This window comes from Sphaerisporangium rhizosphaerae, from assembly GCF_042665155.1.
GTDB classification, from domain to species: Bacteria; Actinomycetota; Actinomycetes; order Streptosporangiales; family Streptosporangiaceae; genus Sphaerisporangium; species Sphaerisporangium rhizosphaerae.
The window spans coordinates 353987-369396 of record NZ_JBHTCG010000007.1; the positions used below are offsets into that span (position 1 = coordinate 353987).

The 15410-nt window shown below is 70.6% G+C and carries 13 protein-coding genes; 4 read left to right on the top strand and 9 right to left on the bottom strand.

What is annotated here, in order from left to right:
- Positions 1–40 precede the first annotated feature (40 nt).
- Positions 41–1114: a glucosyl-3-phosphoglycerate synthase gene (locus ACFQSB_RS13785; protein WP_380826740.1), complete on the top strand. Its 1074-nt coding sequence runs from the start codon at positions 41–43 to the stop codon at positions 1112–1114.
- Here ACFQSB_RS13785 and ACFQSB_RS13790 read toward each other — a convergent pair.
- From ACFQSB_RS13790 to ACFQSB_RS13815, 6 genes are all read right to left on the bottom strand, one after another.
- Positions 1079–2104 (bottom strand): methyltransferase, encoded by a 1026-nt coding sequence (locus tag ACFQSB_RS13790; protein WP_380826741.1) that lies wholly within the window; start codon positions 2102–2104, stop codon positions 1079–1081. The genes ACFQSB_RS13785 and ACFQSB_RS13790 overlap by 36 nt on opposite strands.
- Before the next feature lie 175 nt (positions 2105–2279).
- Positions 2280–2969, bottom strand: a complete 690-nt coding sequence (locus tag ACFQSB_RS13795; protein ID WP_380826743.1) for a TetR/AcrR family transcriptional regulator — start codon at positions 2967–2969, stop codon at positions 2280–2282.
- Between the two features lie 72 nt (positions 2970–3041).
- Positions 3042–3887: a class I SAM-dependent methyltransferase gene (locus ACFQSB_RS13800; RefSeq protein WP_380826744.1), complete on the bottom strand. Its 846-nt coding sequence runs from the start codon at positions 3885–3887 to the stop codon at positions 3042–3044.
- A 186-nt stretch (positions 3888–4073) separates the two neighbouring features.
- Positions 4074–5606 carry a glycosyl hydrolase 53 family protein gene (locus ACFQSB_RS13805; protein ID WP_380826745.1) on the bottom strand — a complete coding sequence of 511 codons (1533 nt, stop codon included), beginning with the start codon at positions 5604–5606 and terminating at the stop codon, positions 4074–4076.
- A 1631-nt stretch (positions 5607–7237) separates the two neighbouring features.
- The gene (locus tag ACFQSB_RS13810; RefSeq protein WP_354836017.1) at positions 7238–7564 is read right to left on the bottom strand and encodes a hypothetical protein; all 327 of its coding nucleotides are present in this window, start codon (positions 7562–7564) and stop codon (positions 7238–7240) included.
- 14 nt (positions 7565–7578) lie between these two features.
- Positions 7579–7701 (bottom strand): hypothetical protein, encoded by a 123-nt coding sequence (locus ACFQSB_RS13815; RefSeq protein ID WP_354924307.1) that lies wholly within the window; start codon positions 7699–7701, stop codon positions 7579–7581.
- A gap of 340 nt (positions 7702–8041) precedes the next feature.
- On the opposite strand from ACFQSB_RS13815, the gene ACFQSB_RS13820 reads away from it, so the two are divergent.
- A complete protein-coding gene (locus tag ACFQSB_RS13820; RefSeq protein ID WP_380826748.1) occupies positions 8042–8794 on the top strand; it encodes a sulfite exporter TauE/SafE family protein in 753 nt (250 codons plus the stop codon).
- A gap of 90 nt (positions 8795–8884) precedes the next feature.
- Here the strand turns inward: ACFQSB_RS13820 and ACFQSB_RS13825 are convergent, their stop codons facing one another.
- Together ACFQSB_RS13825 and ACFQSB_RS13830 are read right to left on the bottom strand one after the other, a co-directional pair.
- Positions 8885–9928, bottom strand: coding sequence for a nitronate monooxygenase (locus ACFQSB_RS13825; RefSeq protein ID WP_380826750.1), 1044 nt, complete (start codon positions 9926–9928; stop codon positions 8885–8887).
- An 81-nt stretch (positions 9929–10009) separates the two neighbouring features.
- Positions 10010–10645, bottom strand: coding sequence for a DUF305 domain-containing protein (locus ACFQSB_RS13830; RefSeq protein ID WP_380826751.1), 636 nt, complete (start codon positions 10643–10645; stop codon positions 10010–10012).
- Between the two features lie 184 nt (positions 10646–10829).
- On the opposite strand from ACFQSB_RS13830, the gene ACFQSB_RS13835 reads away from it, so the two are divergent.
- Positions 10830–12245 carry an LVIVD repeat-containing protein gene (locus tag ACFQSB_RS13835; protein WP_354836564.1) on the top strand — a complete coding sequence of 472 codons (1416 nt, stop codon included), beginning with the start codon at positions 10830–10832 and terminating at the stop codon, positions 12243–12245.
- A gap of 334 nt (positions 12246–12579) precedes the next feature.
- Complete coding sequence (locus ACFQSB_RS13840; RefSeq protein WP_380826752.1) at positions 12580–13806, top strand: acyl-CoA dehydrogenase family protein; 1227 nt, start codon at positions 12580–12582, stop codon at positions 13804–13806.
- 365 nt (positions 13807–14171) lie between these two features.
- On the opposite strand, the gene ACFQSB_RS13845 is transcribed toward ACFQSB_RS13840, so the two are convergent.
- Positions 14172–15239 (bottom strand): lectin, encoded by a 1068-nt coding sequence (locus tag ACFQSB_RS13845; RefSeq protein ID WP_380826753.1) that lies wholly within the window; start codon positions 15237–15239, stop codon positions 14172–14174.
- Between the last annotated feature and the right edge of the window lie 171 nt (positions 15240–15410).

Consider the following 15410-nt stretch of genomic DNA (forward strand, 5'->3'; position numbering starts at 1 on the left):
AAGTGATACGTCAGGTGATGGGAGGCGACGGGGGGATCGCGTGCTGCCTGAGGTGAAGACGTGGCTGCGCGACCGTACGACGGCATCGGCCGACTGGCCGGTCGGCGACCTGATCGCCGCGAAGGGCGACACCAGGATCAGCGTCGTCCTCCCGGCCAGGAACGAGGCCGCAACCGTCGGCGAGATCGTCTCGGCGATCCGCCGCGACCTGGTGGAGGACGTCCCGCTCGTCGACGAGCTCGTCGTCATCGACTCGCGCTCCACCGACGACACCGCCGCCCGCGCCGTGCAGGCGGGGGCCAAGGTCTTCGCCCAGGACGAGATCCTGCCCGCCGTGGCGCCGATGGACGGCAAGGGCGACGTGCTGTGGAAGTCATTGGCCGTCACCTCCGGCGACGTGCTGGTGTTCATCGACGCCGACCTGCGCGAGTTCGGCACCGGCTTCGTCACCGGCCTGCTCGGCCCCCTACTCGCCGACCCTTCCGTGGTGTACGTCAAGGGGTGCTACGACCGGCCGCTGCGCGAGGCGCAGAGCGGCGGCGGGCGCGTCACCGAGCTGGTCGCCCGCCCCATGCTGAACCTGCACTGGCCGCTGCTCGCCGGCTTCGTCCAGCCGCTCGCCGGGGAGTACGCGGGTCGCCGCGAGGTGCTGGAACGCGTGCCGTTCGCGACCGGGTACGGCGTGGAACTCGGCCTGCTCGTCGACCTGCTGGAGTACGCCGGCCTGGACGCGCTCGCCCAGGTGGACCTCGGAAGGCGGGTGCACTCCCACCAGTCCACCGAGGCCCTCGGTGTCATGGCCGGGCAGATCATGCACACGGCGTGGGCGCGCCTGGAACGCCAGCGCAAGATCGTGCCCATGCACGTCCCCGCCTCCGGGCTGACCCAGTTCCGCCGCGGCGAGGCCGGCCACCTGCCGATCGACCGCGACGTCGCCGCCCCCGAACGCCCCCCGATGGCCGAGATCCCCGAATACGCCGCCTCCCACCTCCCCAACCTCCTCACCTGCCGCCCAACACCCCCTTCCCAAGAAGACCGGCCGGGATCCCGCTCGACGCGGACACAGATCAGTGCCCGGTCAGGCACACACCGCCTCGAGGATCGACATATCTGATGTCGTCGCGACGACCCGCTCGAGCCGGAAACCGCAGGTCCGCAACAGCGACTCGTGTTCGCTGTGGGTGCGTTGCCTGCCGCCGGTGTGGATGAGCATCATGATGTCCATGGCTTTGGACCAGTCGGGCCCAGGGTCGTCGGGGATGACGCTCTCCACCAACAACAGCCGCGCATGCGGCGGAGCGGCCTTCCGTACGGCGGCCAGGATCGCCGTGGCCCGCTCGACGTCCCAGTCGTGGATCACGTCCATGAGCATGTAGGTGTCGCAGACCGGCAGCGGGTCCTCGAAGAAGTCGCCGGCTTGCAGCGTGAGCCGATCGGAGGCGATCTCCGCGGCACGCTCGATCACCGGGGGCAGGTCGAAAAGGATGCCCGTGGTTCGCTCGGCCGCGTCCACCACCGCCCGCAGGAGGTGTCCTTGGCCGCCGCCGATGTCGGCGATCGTTCCGCGGTCCGAGAAGTCGTAGGCGGCCAGGACGCTCGCGACCTGGATACGCGCCTTTGAGACCATCGCGGCGTCGAAGACCCGGCCCGCCTCGGGATCACTCTGAAGGATGGCGAAGAACCCGTCCGGATTCAGCTTGTTCGTGGCCGGGAGTCCCGTCTGGAGTGAGTAGTCGAAGTAGCCCAGGTGCTTCGCAGTACGTTCGGTTCCGAATGTCGCCACGAAGTCACGCCAAGACTGGGGATGGTCGGAACGGAGCATTCGCGACGCGCCGGTGTGGGTGAAGCGGTCGTCGCCGGCCGCGAAGACTCCATGGGCGGCGAGGAGGCGAAGCACACGACTGAGGGCCTCGGGATTCGCCCCGGTGAGTTCGGCCAGCTCCTGGGCCGTCCGCGGCGTGTCGTCGAGCGCGTCGGCGACGCTGAACCTGGCCACGGCGCCCAGACAGTGCCCGACGAACAGGCCCCCGAGCGCCGCGGTCAGTGTGTCGAAGGGCTCCGTCCGTCGATCGAGCGCGGCGTGGTGGTCATCACTGGCGGCCATGAAACGCCTCCGATTCGTCCCCGGCACGTGGACGGCGCGATCGTCGTCGCAATCATTGTGCGAGCCGTAAGGCGTCGTCGACTAGGTACAGCCGGGCGTCGACCAGCGCCCGGCCGATCGCAGACGCGTAGGTCAGAACACCCCGACCTGATCGCCCTACGCGGGGGCCCAGGAGTCACGGCCCTTCGTTGGCGCGCTCGCCGTCCTTGGTCGTGGCGTCGGGTGAGGGGCGGCCGGGGGTGGGGGTGATGCCGTGCATGATGGTCGTGACGAGGGCGTCGATGAGGGTGTCGGGGACGGGCGTCGCCGGCGCGCCGGTGAACAGGCGCGGGAGGACCAGGTCGTGGCACGCGCCGATGATCATCGTGGCGGCGGCGTCCACGTCGGCGCCGGGGGACAGGCGGCCGAGGCGCTGTTCGGCGCGCAGGTAGCCGGCCAGGTCGGCGCGCAGGCCGCGCCCGCCGGCCATCGGGTTGGACAGCCGGTCGAAATTCGCCAGCACCTGAGGCCGGCCCAGCAGACCGGCGAAGGCGGGCATGATCGCGATGTGCAGCGCCAGGCTGTAGGCGATGTAGGCGCGCAGGTTCGCGGCCACCGTGCCCTCACCGGCCGTGCGCGGCGGTTCGCCCAGCGCCTTCTCGACGCTGCGGACGTGCGCGTGCAGGCCGAGCGCGAGCAGCTCTTCCTTGTCGGCGAAGTGGTTGTACAGCACGCCGTCGGCGACCCGCGCCTCCCGGGCGATGGCGCGCACGGTGAGGCTCGCGGTGCCGCCCTCGGCGATCAGGCGTTCGGCGGTGGCGATCAGGTGGTCGCGCAGGCTCTGCCCGCCGCCGTCACGCAGCGCTGCCGCTTTTCTCGGAGACATCACGCCACATCGTATTGACCGCCGCCCCCGCCGGTGATCGGGGGCGGCGCGGGGTGTCGAATCGGGGCCGGGTCAGGGGCGGAGGGCGGTGATGAGCAGGGCGGCGCCGTTGAGGCGGACGGCGCCGTCCTGCTCGAAGGGGGCCAGCGCCTCGGCGAGCGCCCGGCGTACCTTGGCCGCCGCCGCGGCGTCCACCTGGCCGAGCCAATGGTGCACAGGGCCCCAGTCGCCGAGGAACGCGGCCGCGTCCTCGGTGTCGCGTCCCCAGACCTGGGGAGCCTCGACGGGCGTGCAGGCGACGTCGGAGAAGCCCGCGGCGGTGAAGATCTGCCGCACCCGCGCCGGGTCGGCGAGTGAGTCGGGCCCCGGGCCGTGGGCCGCCTCGACGGCGGCGGTCGGGGGGAGCAGAGCCCGCAGTCCGGCGAAGACCCGGCCGAGGTCGTTCCGGTCCATCGTCTGCAGGGCGAGGAAGGCGACGCGCCCGCCCGGGCGCAGTGCGCGGCCGATGTTGGCGAACGCCGCCACCGGGTCGGCGAAGAACATGACGCCGAACCGGCTGATGGCCACGTCGTAGGCGCCTTCGGGGAAGGGGTGCACCTGGGCGTCCCCCTGCTCGAAGGCGAGGTTCCGCACGCCTTCGGCGTCGGCGAGCGCTCGTGCCCGCCTGAGCATCGGCGCCGACAGGTCGAGCCCCGTGGCCGCGCCCAGCGGGGCGAGCCGCGCGGCCAGCCGGGTCACCTGGCCGTTGCCGCAGCCGACGTCCAGCACCTGGTCGTGCTCACCGATGGCGGCCGCACGGAGCAGATGGTCGTTGAAGCCGTTGTTGACCGCGTCGTAGCGGTCGTGGTTGTCGGCCCAGTGTGAGCCCTCGTACCCGTTCCACGCCTCGGCCTGCGCGGTGTTGACGATCGAGGTCATTCGGCGTACGTCCCTTCCGTCGGCCCGGAAGCTCCTGTGTTCCCGGCCACTCTGCCATGAACGGTCGTTCATGAACGTATGTTCATGACTGTAGCACCCGGAAACGGCGCGAGCCGCCGCCGGCGGGGCCTCATGGCTCCCGCCGGCGGCGGCTCGACGTGTCGGGGTTCTGGCGGCGCGGCCGGGTCAGGGATGGGCGAACTGGGCCATGGCGGCGGTCGGCCGGTTGTTGAAGTCGAACAGGGCCTGGTTGTCCCAGCCGTCGCCCGAGCCGGGGTTCTCGGGGTCCCAGCCGTTCCCGGTGACGGCCGTCCAGGTCGGCTCCCAGTAGAAGGCGCCGAGCGCGCCCGCCGCCTGCGCCGTGCTCAGCACGTCGCGGAACATGGCCGCCTGGCCCGCCTGCGTCGCCGGGTAGCCGGTGTAGGGGGTGGCGGCCGTGATGATGTTGGGCTCGCCGTCGTCGTTGCCCGTCGTGAAGGGGTAGGCCGTCTCGGCGAGGAACACCGGCTTGCCGTACCTGGACCTGATGTCGAGGAGGTTGGCCTGCATGGCGGCGAGCGTGCCGTGCCAGTACGAATAGTAGGAGGCGCCGATGACGTCGTAGCGCACGCCGTTGTTCCTGGCGTTGTCGAAGAACCAGCGGAAGAGCGAGTTGTTGCCGCCCTCGGCCAGGTGGACGACCAGCTTCGTCGACGACGACACGGCCCTGACCGCGTCCGACCCGGCGTTGAGCAACTGGGCGAGCCTGCCGAAGTTCGCCGAGGCCCGGCCGTCCTCCCACAGCATGCCGTCGTTGATCTCGTTGCCGATCTGCGCCATGTCGGCCGTCGTGCCCTGTGCCTTCAGCGCGTTCAGCACGTCGTAGGTGTGGTCGTACACGGCCTGCCTGAGCTGGTCGAACGGCAGTGAGGCCCACGACGCGGGCTTGGTCTGCGTGCCGGGGTCGGCCCAGCGGTCGGAGTAGTGGAAGTCCACGAGCAGGCCCATGCCCAGGGCCTTCACCCGCCGCGCCATGGCCAGCACGTGCGCCTTGTCGTTGTAGCCGTCCGCCGGGCGCACCCAGACCTTCAGCCGCGCGTAGTTCGCGCCAGAGGACCTCAGCACCGACAGTGCGTCCCGCCTCGCCCCGTCGGACCCGTAGTAGACGCCGCCGTACGCCTCGGACTTGGCCAGCGTCGAGACGTCCGCCCCCTTGACGGACAGGTTGCTCGCGCCCGCCGCGAACGAGACGTCGTCGAAACTGGCCCAGTTCCCGGCCGAGGCGCTGGAGTACAGGCTGATCGTGCAGGAACCGCCGGAGACGTTCGCCGACACGACGACCTTCAGCCAGTCGGCGGTCACCGGCAGCGCCGTCTGCGCGGCCGGACCGCCGCAGTTCTCCAGGCCCGCGTACACCGACCCCTGCCCGCCGCCGTTCTTGACGTACAGACTGAGCGTGTAGGGGCCGGCGGCCAGGCCGGTGAGCGTCTGCGACGTCTTCACCGTGTACGCCGACGACGACCAGTGGGTGAGCCGGTAGGAGCCGGAACGCCCGCCGGTCTCGGTGTAGTCGGCGGACGCCGTGCCGGACGTCGTCCATCCCGGGGGGCTCGCCACCCCGGTGCCGGAGGACTCGAACCCCCCGTTCGTCACCGTCGTCGCGGCCCGCGCCGGCGTCACCGCCACCATCGGGAACAGCAGCGCGGCGCCGCACGACACCGCCGCCAACGTCCTTCTCATAGGTCCTCCGTCAGGGAAAGGACGGTTATGTGAACGTGCACGGTAATGTGCCCCAACGGGCTTGGGAAGACGTCCGGAAACAGTCAGGTCAGCGCCCTCGCTAACCACGACGTCAGCGGCCTGGCGGGTTTCTGGCGGGCATTTCCATCTGTGTACGTTCACAGAAGCCCTGGTCGATGTCGGCCACCCGAGGTGGGGCGGACGTTGTCGCCGCGAGCTCCCGTCCGGTCATCTTGCTCGCCCGGCTTATTGTGCATGCCGGCTTGCCATCCCCGTCGTGTTCGCGCCGCCCGCGGCGGCCGTCAGGGCCCTCCCCGTGGTCGTGGGCGCCGGCCGCGCGGTCGCGGGATACGGACTCTCGTGCGCCGCCCCAGCAGTCGCAGGACGCGGCCGCGGACGCGCCCGGGGCGGGCGAAGAGCCGTCCACTGTGGCCGCGGCCTCGCGCGTGGCCCGTCCAGAGGCGGGGACGCCTCCCGCACAGCCGGGGGTGCCGGCCGTGACGTCGCCGCGCGTCATGAGGCGTCCACGGGCGAGTGCTCCACGCCCGTCCGGCGCGCCGGTCGCGAGAAGCGAGGAGGCTCCCCGCTCGACGGTGGTTCTCATCGATAACCGCGAAGATCATTGTCATCCATCACATTCGTCGTAAGGGGGAAGCGCCTCTGGTCCGAGCGCGCGGGTCGGTCTGCCCGGGCCCCGGCGATCGCCGCTGGACCTGCCAGGGCGGCGCCGGGGCCCACCTCGCGAATGCTCCTTTCGCCGTCACTCCTGCTCGCAATCCGACCTCATGCCGGCCAACCGCCGGGGTGATCGAAACCTGACCTCGTACCTCTCAGGGTGATCTCACGTGTGCGTTCCTGATCTCATGTCGGCGACCTGCTCAGATGATCGAATCCTGACGTTCCATCTCCCTGTCTGATTCCGCGTGTGCGATCCGTTCTCATGTCGGCGGCCTGCTCTGATGAAGAAAGTCCGGCGTTGTGTCTCCCGTTCTGATCTCGTGTGTCGATGCGTTTCATGCCGGCGACCTGCTCGGGGGAAAGTCTGACGTTGTGCCTCCCGGTTTCATCTCGCATATGTGATGACCTCGCGCTTGTGCCCGCCTCCTGTCGTTCGTGATCCGCCGGACTTTCTCGTGTGTTGGCGACTCGGCCTCTGCTCGCGACGTTCTCGTGCCGACCATGTGAGTTCATGCGCCCGGGCAATCCGATCTTGCGCCTGTGACGCCGCCTGTGGTCGCGACCTGACGTTCGCTGTGCGGGGTGAACCTCGTACGCGCGATGTGATGTCCTCCCGGCGGACCGGCCTTGGGCCTCCGGCCTTCATCTCATGGCCGTGTCGCCGGTTCCGCGAACCACCTCCAAATGCTCTAGTCGTATGTGCGGGGATCGGTCGATGCCCGCGGATGATCTGTCCCGTCCCTCGTCGTCCGGTCGTGCCTCCGTCCCTGGTCGTGCGCCGCCCGTCCGGTTCATCCCTCACTTTCCGTCGGATCCGTCAGTCGCCGGTGCTTCTCCTGTTCCTGGTCGTGGGCTTCAACGGGGCTTGTCGTCGCGTGGCCGCCTCCTTTCGGCCGGGTCGCCGCGTACCGTCTCCGATGGCCGGTGAGGTCGTGGGGCCCGGCGGGCCGCGGTCAGTTCCACTGGGCACGCTGGTCCGCCCTTCGGGCCGGCGCCACCGGTACGGTCGCCCGGGGCGGGCGGTGGTCGCGGAGCAGCGTCTCGTAGGAGACCAGCCGCCAGGGGCCGAGTTCGGGATTGGTGAGCACCGACACCACCTGCGCGTGGATCTGCGCGGACCTGATGTTCTCATCGGTCTCGATGCGAATGGCGACGAAACCGGCGGCCTGTTTGAACTCCTTTTCCCATTGTTTCGGCAGCAGCGCCAGCAGTCGTTTCCCGTCGACGTTCGCGTCCATCTTGCGCCCTCGGGCCGGGCGCATCGTCAGCACGACGAGCATGGCCGTTCCTCCCTTCAGTCCCAGGTGGTGCCCGCCGCGGCGAGCGTTCGGACGGGTGCGGCGAGGCGACGGACGCGCCCGTGCGGGGCGGCCGCGGCGGGTGCGCCGTTCGCGGGGAAGGGAGTCTGGCTCTGCATTTCCGGTTCCTTTTCCGTGGTCTGGGGATTTGTTCTCGCACCACCAACTCTGCGCTTTCTCCGGGCCGCGGAACAGAGAAATGAAAGGCAGTAAGCTGCCGTCGGCTGACCGTTTCCTGCCACAATCCGCACTGGACACCGCGCCCGGCGCCGCGCCGGACCTCGCGCCGGCGCACCTGGCCCGCGCCGTCCGGCCTCGCCGGTCACCGGCCCGGGCCACCGAGGAGCCGAGGACCCGGCGAACCGGAGGCCGAGGAGGCAGGGAGGCCGAGGAGGCGGGAAGGCCGAGGAGGTGGGGGTGGCGGTCGAGGGTCACGCCGGCCGTGGTTGGGTGGTGGCCGTGACGATCACGGACGCGCTGGGGCTGGTGACGGTCGGAGTGGCGGCCGGTCTGGTGAGCACGGTGGTGAGCCTGGCGTCGATCGTCTCCTACCCGGCCCTGCTGGCGTTCGGGCTGTCGCCGCTGAGCGCCAACGTCACCAACACCGTCTCGCTGGTGTTCACCGCTCTCGGCGCGGCGGCCGGGTCGCGACCCGAACTCGCCGGTCAGAGCGGGCGGCTGCTCCCGCTCGGGACCATGTCGATGGCGGGCGGGGTCGTCGGCGCGGCGCTGCTGCTGGTGACGCCGTCGCGGATGTTCGAGATGATCGCTCCCTGCCTGATCGCCGCCGCGTCACTGCTGCTGTTCCGTCCGCCGAGGCCGGACGGGGCAGCGGACGCGCCGGGCGGAGGGGGGAACCGGCTGCTGCGCGCGGGGGTGTTCGCCGTCGCCGCGTACGTCGGATATTTCGGGGCGGCCGGCGGAATCCTGATGTTCGCCGTGCTCGCGTCGATGGTGCGCGAGGCGCCGGTCCGGCTCAACGCCTTCAAGAACGTGCTGTCCGGGCTGGCGAACGCCGTGGCCGCCATCGGGTTCGCCGTGTTCGGACCGGTTCAGTGGGCCGCCGTGCTGCCGCTCGCGGCGGGATTCCTGGTCGGAGGGCGGCTCGGCCCCGTGCTGGCCCGCCGGCTGCCCGGGGCGAGCCTGCGCTACGCCGCCGCCGTCTGCGGCCTGCTCGTCGCCGCCAAACTCGGCCTGGACGCCTACCGCTGACCAAGGGCTCCGAATCGGCCTGGACGCCTCCGGTGACCGAGGCCTCCGAGCCGGCCTGGACGCCTCCGGCGGACCGCGACCGGCGAACCGTCAGCCGAAGGAGCGGCGGGCGGCGCGCTTGAGGGCCTCCTCGGCCTCCGAGGCGAGCCGTCGCACGAGCTCCGCGGCGGGGATCTCCTCGGCGAACGGGAAGCCCTGCCCCGCCCACAGGTTGATGGTGTCGGCGTCGCCGGCCTTGCGCGCCGCCGCCCGCAGCGGCGCGGTCAGGTGATGGACCTGCGGATACGCCGAGGGCGCCTCGCCCGAGTGCTCCCGGAGGAAGCGGTTGACCAGCCCCCGGGCCCGCCTGCCGGTGAACGCCCGGGTGACGGCCGTGCGGTCGTAGGAGCTCAGTGCCTGGCGGTGCGCGGGGCTGGTGCCGGCCTCCGGGGTGCGCAGGAAGGCGGTGCCGAGCTGGGCGGCGACGGCGCCCGCCGTCAGGACGGCCGCGATGCCGGCGCCGTCGGCGATGCCCCCGGCGGCGATCACGGGCAGCGGCGTTGCGCGCAGGGTCAGTCTCAGGAGCACGAGCAGGCCGTAGTCTCCGCCGTCGTCGGTGAAGCCGCCGCGGTGGCCGCCGGCCTCGATGCCCTGGGCCGCCAGCGCGTCCGCTCCGGCGTCGTGCGCGGCCGACGCCTCCTCGGGAGTGGTGATCGTCACGATGACCCGCGCGCCGGCGGCGCGCACCTCGTCGATCACCTCGCGCGCGGGCAGCCCGAAGGTGAACGACACCACAGGCACCCGCTCGGCGGTGACGACCGCGAGCTTGGCCTGCCAGCCGTCGTCGTCGTCCGCCGGCACGCCGAGGGCCACGCCGTACCGCTCGGACTCGCCGCGCAGGCGCCCGGCGTAGGCGTCGACGGCCGTCCGGTCGACCTCGCCCTTGGAGGGGACGAACAGGTTGACGCCGAACGGCGCGTCCGTGCGGGCGCGCACGGAGGCGATGTCGGAACGCAGATCGTCCGAGGAGCGGTAACCGGCGGCCAGGAACCCGAGGCCGCCGGCCGACGAGACCGCGGCGGCCAGCTCCGGAGTCGAGGGGCCGCCGGCGAGAGGAGCCTGCACGATGGGCAGGGCGAGAGCCGCGAGGTCCACCTGATCACTCTAACCGCGGGCCGTCCGGGCCTCCCCGGCCGCCCCGGAGAGATGGGTCACATCCCGCGGATACGCCGGGGCTCACCCGCCGGGGCGGATGCGGCGCATGCGCTGGATCTCGGCCGTCTGGGTGACCGAGATGTCCTCGGCCAGCTCCTGCACGGTGATGTGCGAGCCCTTCTCCATCTCGCCGGCGGCCATGGTGACGGCGCCCATGTGGTGGGCGGTCATCAGCTGCAGGTAGAGGCGGTCGAAGCCGGCGCCGGAGGCGGCCCGCAGGTCGGAGAGCTGCCGCTCGGTGGCCATGCCGGGCATGGCGTCGTGGTGGGCCGTGTGGTGGTCGGGGACGCGCTGGCCCTGCTGCTGGAGCCATCGGATCATCGCGTTGATCTCCGGCCCCTGCGTGTCCGATATCCGGGCCGCGATGCGCTTCACGTCCCCGGACGCCGCGCGGGTGGCTGCCAGGGCGCTCATGTCGAGCGCCTGGCGGTGGTGGACGACCATGTCCTGCATGAAGACCACGTCCGCCGCGTTGGCCGTGGGGGAGGGGACGGCGGTGACGGTCGCTCCCGGGGGAAGGGTCTTGGCCGCCTCGCCCGGCTTGCCGGGGACGATGACGGGGACGGTGGAGGTCGCGACCGGCGTCGCGGAGCCTCCCGAACAGCCGGTCACGGTGAGCGCGACCACACCGGCGGCGATGAGGAGCGCGAAGCGCACCCGGCCTCCTTGAAGATCTCTGCTGTGCGGCTGCACCCTAACCCAGCGCGGAGTTTGGGGTAAAGACGGAATGTTGGCACATTTTGCTGACAAAGTGGACTATGGCAACACCGCGGAGTTTGGGACATGATCTCCTCAACTGTGTTCACCTCTGGCAAAAAGCACCAAGGAGGGTCCTGAGGTGTTGTCCACCCCCCGCAGAGGCGGCCTGACCGGCCGGTTCCTCGTCCTGGCGGGCTCGGTCGCGGCGATGCTGCTGGCGACGGTCCCGGCCCAGGCAGCGGACATCCCGGGCACCGACCAGATCGTCATGAGCCCGAACGTCCAGCATGTGGCGAACGTCCCGAAACCCGCGGCCATCGCCGCCACCATCAACACCGACATCGCCTTCCAGGGCGACTACGCCTTCGTCGGCAACTACGGTGGCTTCTCCATCTACGACATCAAGAACCCCAAGAAGGCCTCCGTGGTCAGCTCGGTGGTGTGCCCGGGATCCCAGATGGACCTGTCGGTCTACGGGAACCTGCTGTTCGCCTCGGTCGACTCCTCCCGCTCGGACGACTCCTGCAACAGCGCGGCGCAGCCGGCGTCGGTGAAGGAGTCCTGGGAGGGCATCCGCATCTTCGACGTGAGCGACAAGGCCAACCCCAGGTACATCAAGTCGGTCGAGACCAACTGCGGGTCGCACACCCACACGCTGGTGCCCGACAAGCGGCGCGGCAACGTCTACCTGTACATCTCCTCCTACAGCCCGTCGGCGACCTACCCCGACTGCCAGCCGCCGCACGACAAGATCTCGATCGTCAAGGTCCCGCTGCGTGACCCGGTGTCCGCCTCGGTGGTGGCCACGCCCGTCGTGTTCCCCGACGGCGGCAACGAGACCCAGCCGGGCCTGCTGGTCCCCACCAGCGGCTGCCACGACATCACCGTCTACGCCGAGAAGGGCATCGCGGCCGGCGCGTGCATGGGCGACGGCGTGCTGTTCGACATCAGGGACCCGGAGAACCCCAAGGTGACCGCGCGGGTGACCGACCCGAACTTCGCCTTCTGGCACTCGGCCACCTTCAACAACGCCGGTACGAAGGTCGTGTTCACCGACGAGCTCGGCGGCGGCGGCGCGGCCACCTGCAACGCGGTCGTCGGCCCGAACCGCGGCGCGGACGCGATCTACGACATCGTCGGGGGCCGGCTGGTCTTCAAGAACTACTACAAGATCCCGCGCTACCAGGCCGACACCGAGAACTGCGTCGCGCACAACGGCTCGCTGATCCCGGTCAAGGGCCGCGACATCATGGTGCAGGCGTGGTACCAGGGCGGCGCCTCGATCTGGGACTTCACCGACTCGGCCCACCCCGCTGAGATCGGCTACTTCGAGCGCGGGCCCGCCGCCGAGGGCTCGGGCGGCTTCTGGTCTGCCTACTACTACAACGGCTACATCTACGCCAGCGACTTCAACAGGGGCTTCGACGTCATCAAGATCGACGACCCGCGGACCAACCCCGCCAAGGGCGTCCACGTCGACCGCCTCAACGTGCAGACCCAGGGCTCGTACCGCGACCGCGGCCACGGCAACTGGATCTGGAGCGCCGACGAGGACTGACCGGCCGGCCCGCCGCGCGGAACGCCTCCGGGCGTCACGCGCCCTGCGCGGGCGTCGCGCCGTGCGCGCGGGCCCGCCGCCCGCAGGCGTCCCGGCGCACGGGGGTCGCCCCGCGCGCCGCGGCGCGAAGACGCATCCACCGAAGGACGGCCCGGGCGGACCAGCCCTGGCCGTCCTTCGGCATGTCCGCCCTGGCCGCCGTTCGCATCGGCCGGGCGGCGGGATGCGGGTAGGGTGACAGCGCTCGGATGTTACCGTTGGTAACGCCCGCTGTCGTGGGAATATACGTCCCCGACACCGATCGTCTGGTCCGTTGCCCTGAGGAGTTGTCACGATGGCTGAGAGCGCGAGCGATTTCTGCCCGGAACCGAGCGCGGACCTCCGCGAGGTACGCGACTGGGTCCACGACTTCGCCGCCACCGTGATCCGTCCCGCCGGCGCCGAATGGGACGAGCGCGAGGAGACCCCCTGGCCGGTCATCCAGGAGGCCGCGAAGATCGGGCTGTACTCGCTCGACTTCTTCGCCCAGCAGTGGTTCGAGCCGAGCGGACTCGGCATCCCGGTCGCCTTCGAGGAGATCTTCTGGGGCGACGCCGGCATCGGGCTGTCCATCGTCGGCACCGGCCTGGCCGCCGCGGCGCTCGCCTCCAACGGCACCTCCGAGCAGATGGGGGAGTGGCTGCCCCAGATGTTCGGCACCGCCGACGAGGTCAAGCTCGGCGCCTTCTGCGCCTCAGAGCCCGACGCCGGCTCCGACATCGGCGCCATCCGCACCCGCGCCGTGTACGACCAGGGCAAGGACGAGTGGGTGCTCAACGGCGTCAAGACCTGGGCCACCAACGGCGGCATCGCCGACGTCCACGTCATCGTGGCCTCCGTCGACCCTGACCTGCGCACCCGCGGCCAGGCGTCCTTCGTCGTCCCGCCCGGCACCCCGGGGCTGTCGCAGGGGCAGAAGTTCAGGAAGCACGGCATCCGCGCCTCCCACACCGCCGAGGTCGTCCTTTCCGACGTGCGCGTGCCGGGCCGCTGCCTGCTGGGTGGCAAGGAGAAGCTCGACGCCCGCCTGGCCCGCGTCCGCGAGGGCGGCCGCAGCGGCGAGCAGGCCGCCATGCGCACCTTCGAGACCACCAGGCCCACCGTCGCCGCCATGGCCGTCGGCATCGCGCGCGCCGCCTACGAATACGCCCGCGACTACGCCCGCGAGCGCGAGCAGTTCGGCCGCAAGATCGGCCAGAACCAGGCCGTCGCCTTCCTGCTCGCCGAGATGGCGACGCGCGTGGACATCGCCCGCCTGATGACCTGGCGCGCCGCATGGATGGCCCGCAACGGCCGCCCCTTCGACCAGGCGGAGGGCTCGATGTCCAAACTGGTCGCCGGCGAGAGCGCGGTGTGGGTCACCGAACAGGCCATCCAGATCCTCGGCGGCGCCGGCTACACCCGCGACCACCCCGTCGAACGCTTCCACCGCGACGCCAAGATCTACACCATCTTCGAGGGCACGTCCGAGATCCAACGCCTCCTGATAGGCCGCGCCGTCACCGGCCTGCAGGTTCAGTGATTCCGCCCTGCCGGCGAGCACCCCGCATCGACCCCCTGTTCCGTCGCTGTTCCGTCGCTGTTCCGTCAGACACGGCGCGGGGACGGAACAGCCGGTCGTCGACGGCCCGCCGGGCGCGGTCGTGTGAGCCGGGCATCAGGTGCGCGTAGGTCCGCAGAGTGAAGCCCGGACCGGCATGCCCGAGGTACTCGGCGAGCTCGGCGAAGCGCACAACCGCCCTGTGTCCCGGCACTCGCCGGGACACAGGGGTCCACACCGGATCTCCGTGGCAGTCGCTGCTCTCGCGGCCGGGGTCCGGCGAACGCTGGCTCAACCGGACGCCCGACCACCTGCATGTGCCGCACCGTGGGCGTGATGCAAACGGATCAGCTTCGCGTCCATTTCTGGTTGTTCTGGCTGTTGCAGGTCCAGATCTGGGCCCTGGTGCCGTTGGCGGTGCCGCCGCCGTTGACGTCCAGGCACTTGTTCGCGCCGATGGCGGTGATGGTGCCGTCGGAGTTGAGGCGCCACTTCTGGTTGTTCTGGCCGTTGCAGTCCCAGATGATCACCGCGGTGCCGTCGGCGGTGGCGCCGCCGTTGACGTCCAGGCACTTGTTGCCGTAGACCCGCAGCTCGGTCGCGCTGGTCGAGGCCCACTTCTGGTTGTCCTGGCTGTTGCAGTCCCAGATCAGCACCTGTGCGCCGTTCGACTGCGAGGCGCCGTTGACGTCCAGGCATCGGCCCGAGCCCACACCCTTGATCTGGCTTCCCGACGAGGTGCTACCACCGGGCCGGCGGTACAGGCCGACCTCGGCGATGGCGGGATTGGCCCGTGCGCTGGTGATCCTCAGCCTCACCTGGGTCGTGCTGACCGGAGAGGACAGGCGGATCAGTCTCTTGTGCCCGATTGTGGTGTCGGTCGCGATCTGGGTCCAGGAACCTCCGTTCCACGCGTCGACCGCGAACGACCTGGTGCGCTGGCCGACGTTCAGGTCCTCCTGCACCGAGATGACGTCGAAGGTCTGCGCCGACGGCAGGGTCAGCACGAGGCCGCCGCTCGTGCCGGTCGGTTGCCAGGAGGTGTCCAGGTCGCCGTCCTCCGCCAGGCCGGGGGCGTGGCCGGAGCTGTTGGAGGTCCCGCTGTCGTTGGCCGCACCGGCGCCGGCGGCCAGGTTGGTGCCGAACGTCTGCGACACCGTGCCGCCGAACTGGGAGAGGGTGTCGACCGCCGCGTCGTCCAGCAGGCCCTGCCGGTTGGGGGAGAGGTTCAGCAGCATGTTGCAGTTGCGTCCCACCGACCCGTAGTACATCTCCATCAGTTCCGACGGGCTCCGCCAGTACTCGCCTGGCTGCCAGAACCAGTTGTGGCGCGCTGACAGGGTCCCGTTGCACTCCGCGGGGAACCACCGCAGTACGTTCCACGCGCTGGTCCCGTCCGATTTGCGCTGAGACAACACGCTGTCACTGCCGACGTCGGAGGCCCCGTTGCCGCCGGGCAGAGCTTGTAACTCGTAGTGTGTAAAGCTGATCTTGCTGCTGGTCTTGGTCGTTTTACCTGATGCGACCTGGATAGGCCTCTGCCAGTTCGTTGAGGGCCTCGATCCAGCCGTAGGTCTTGGCGCCTT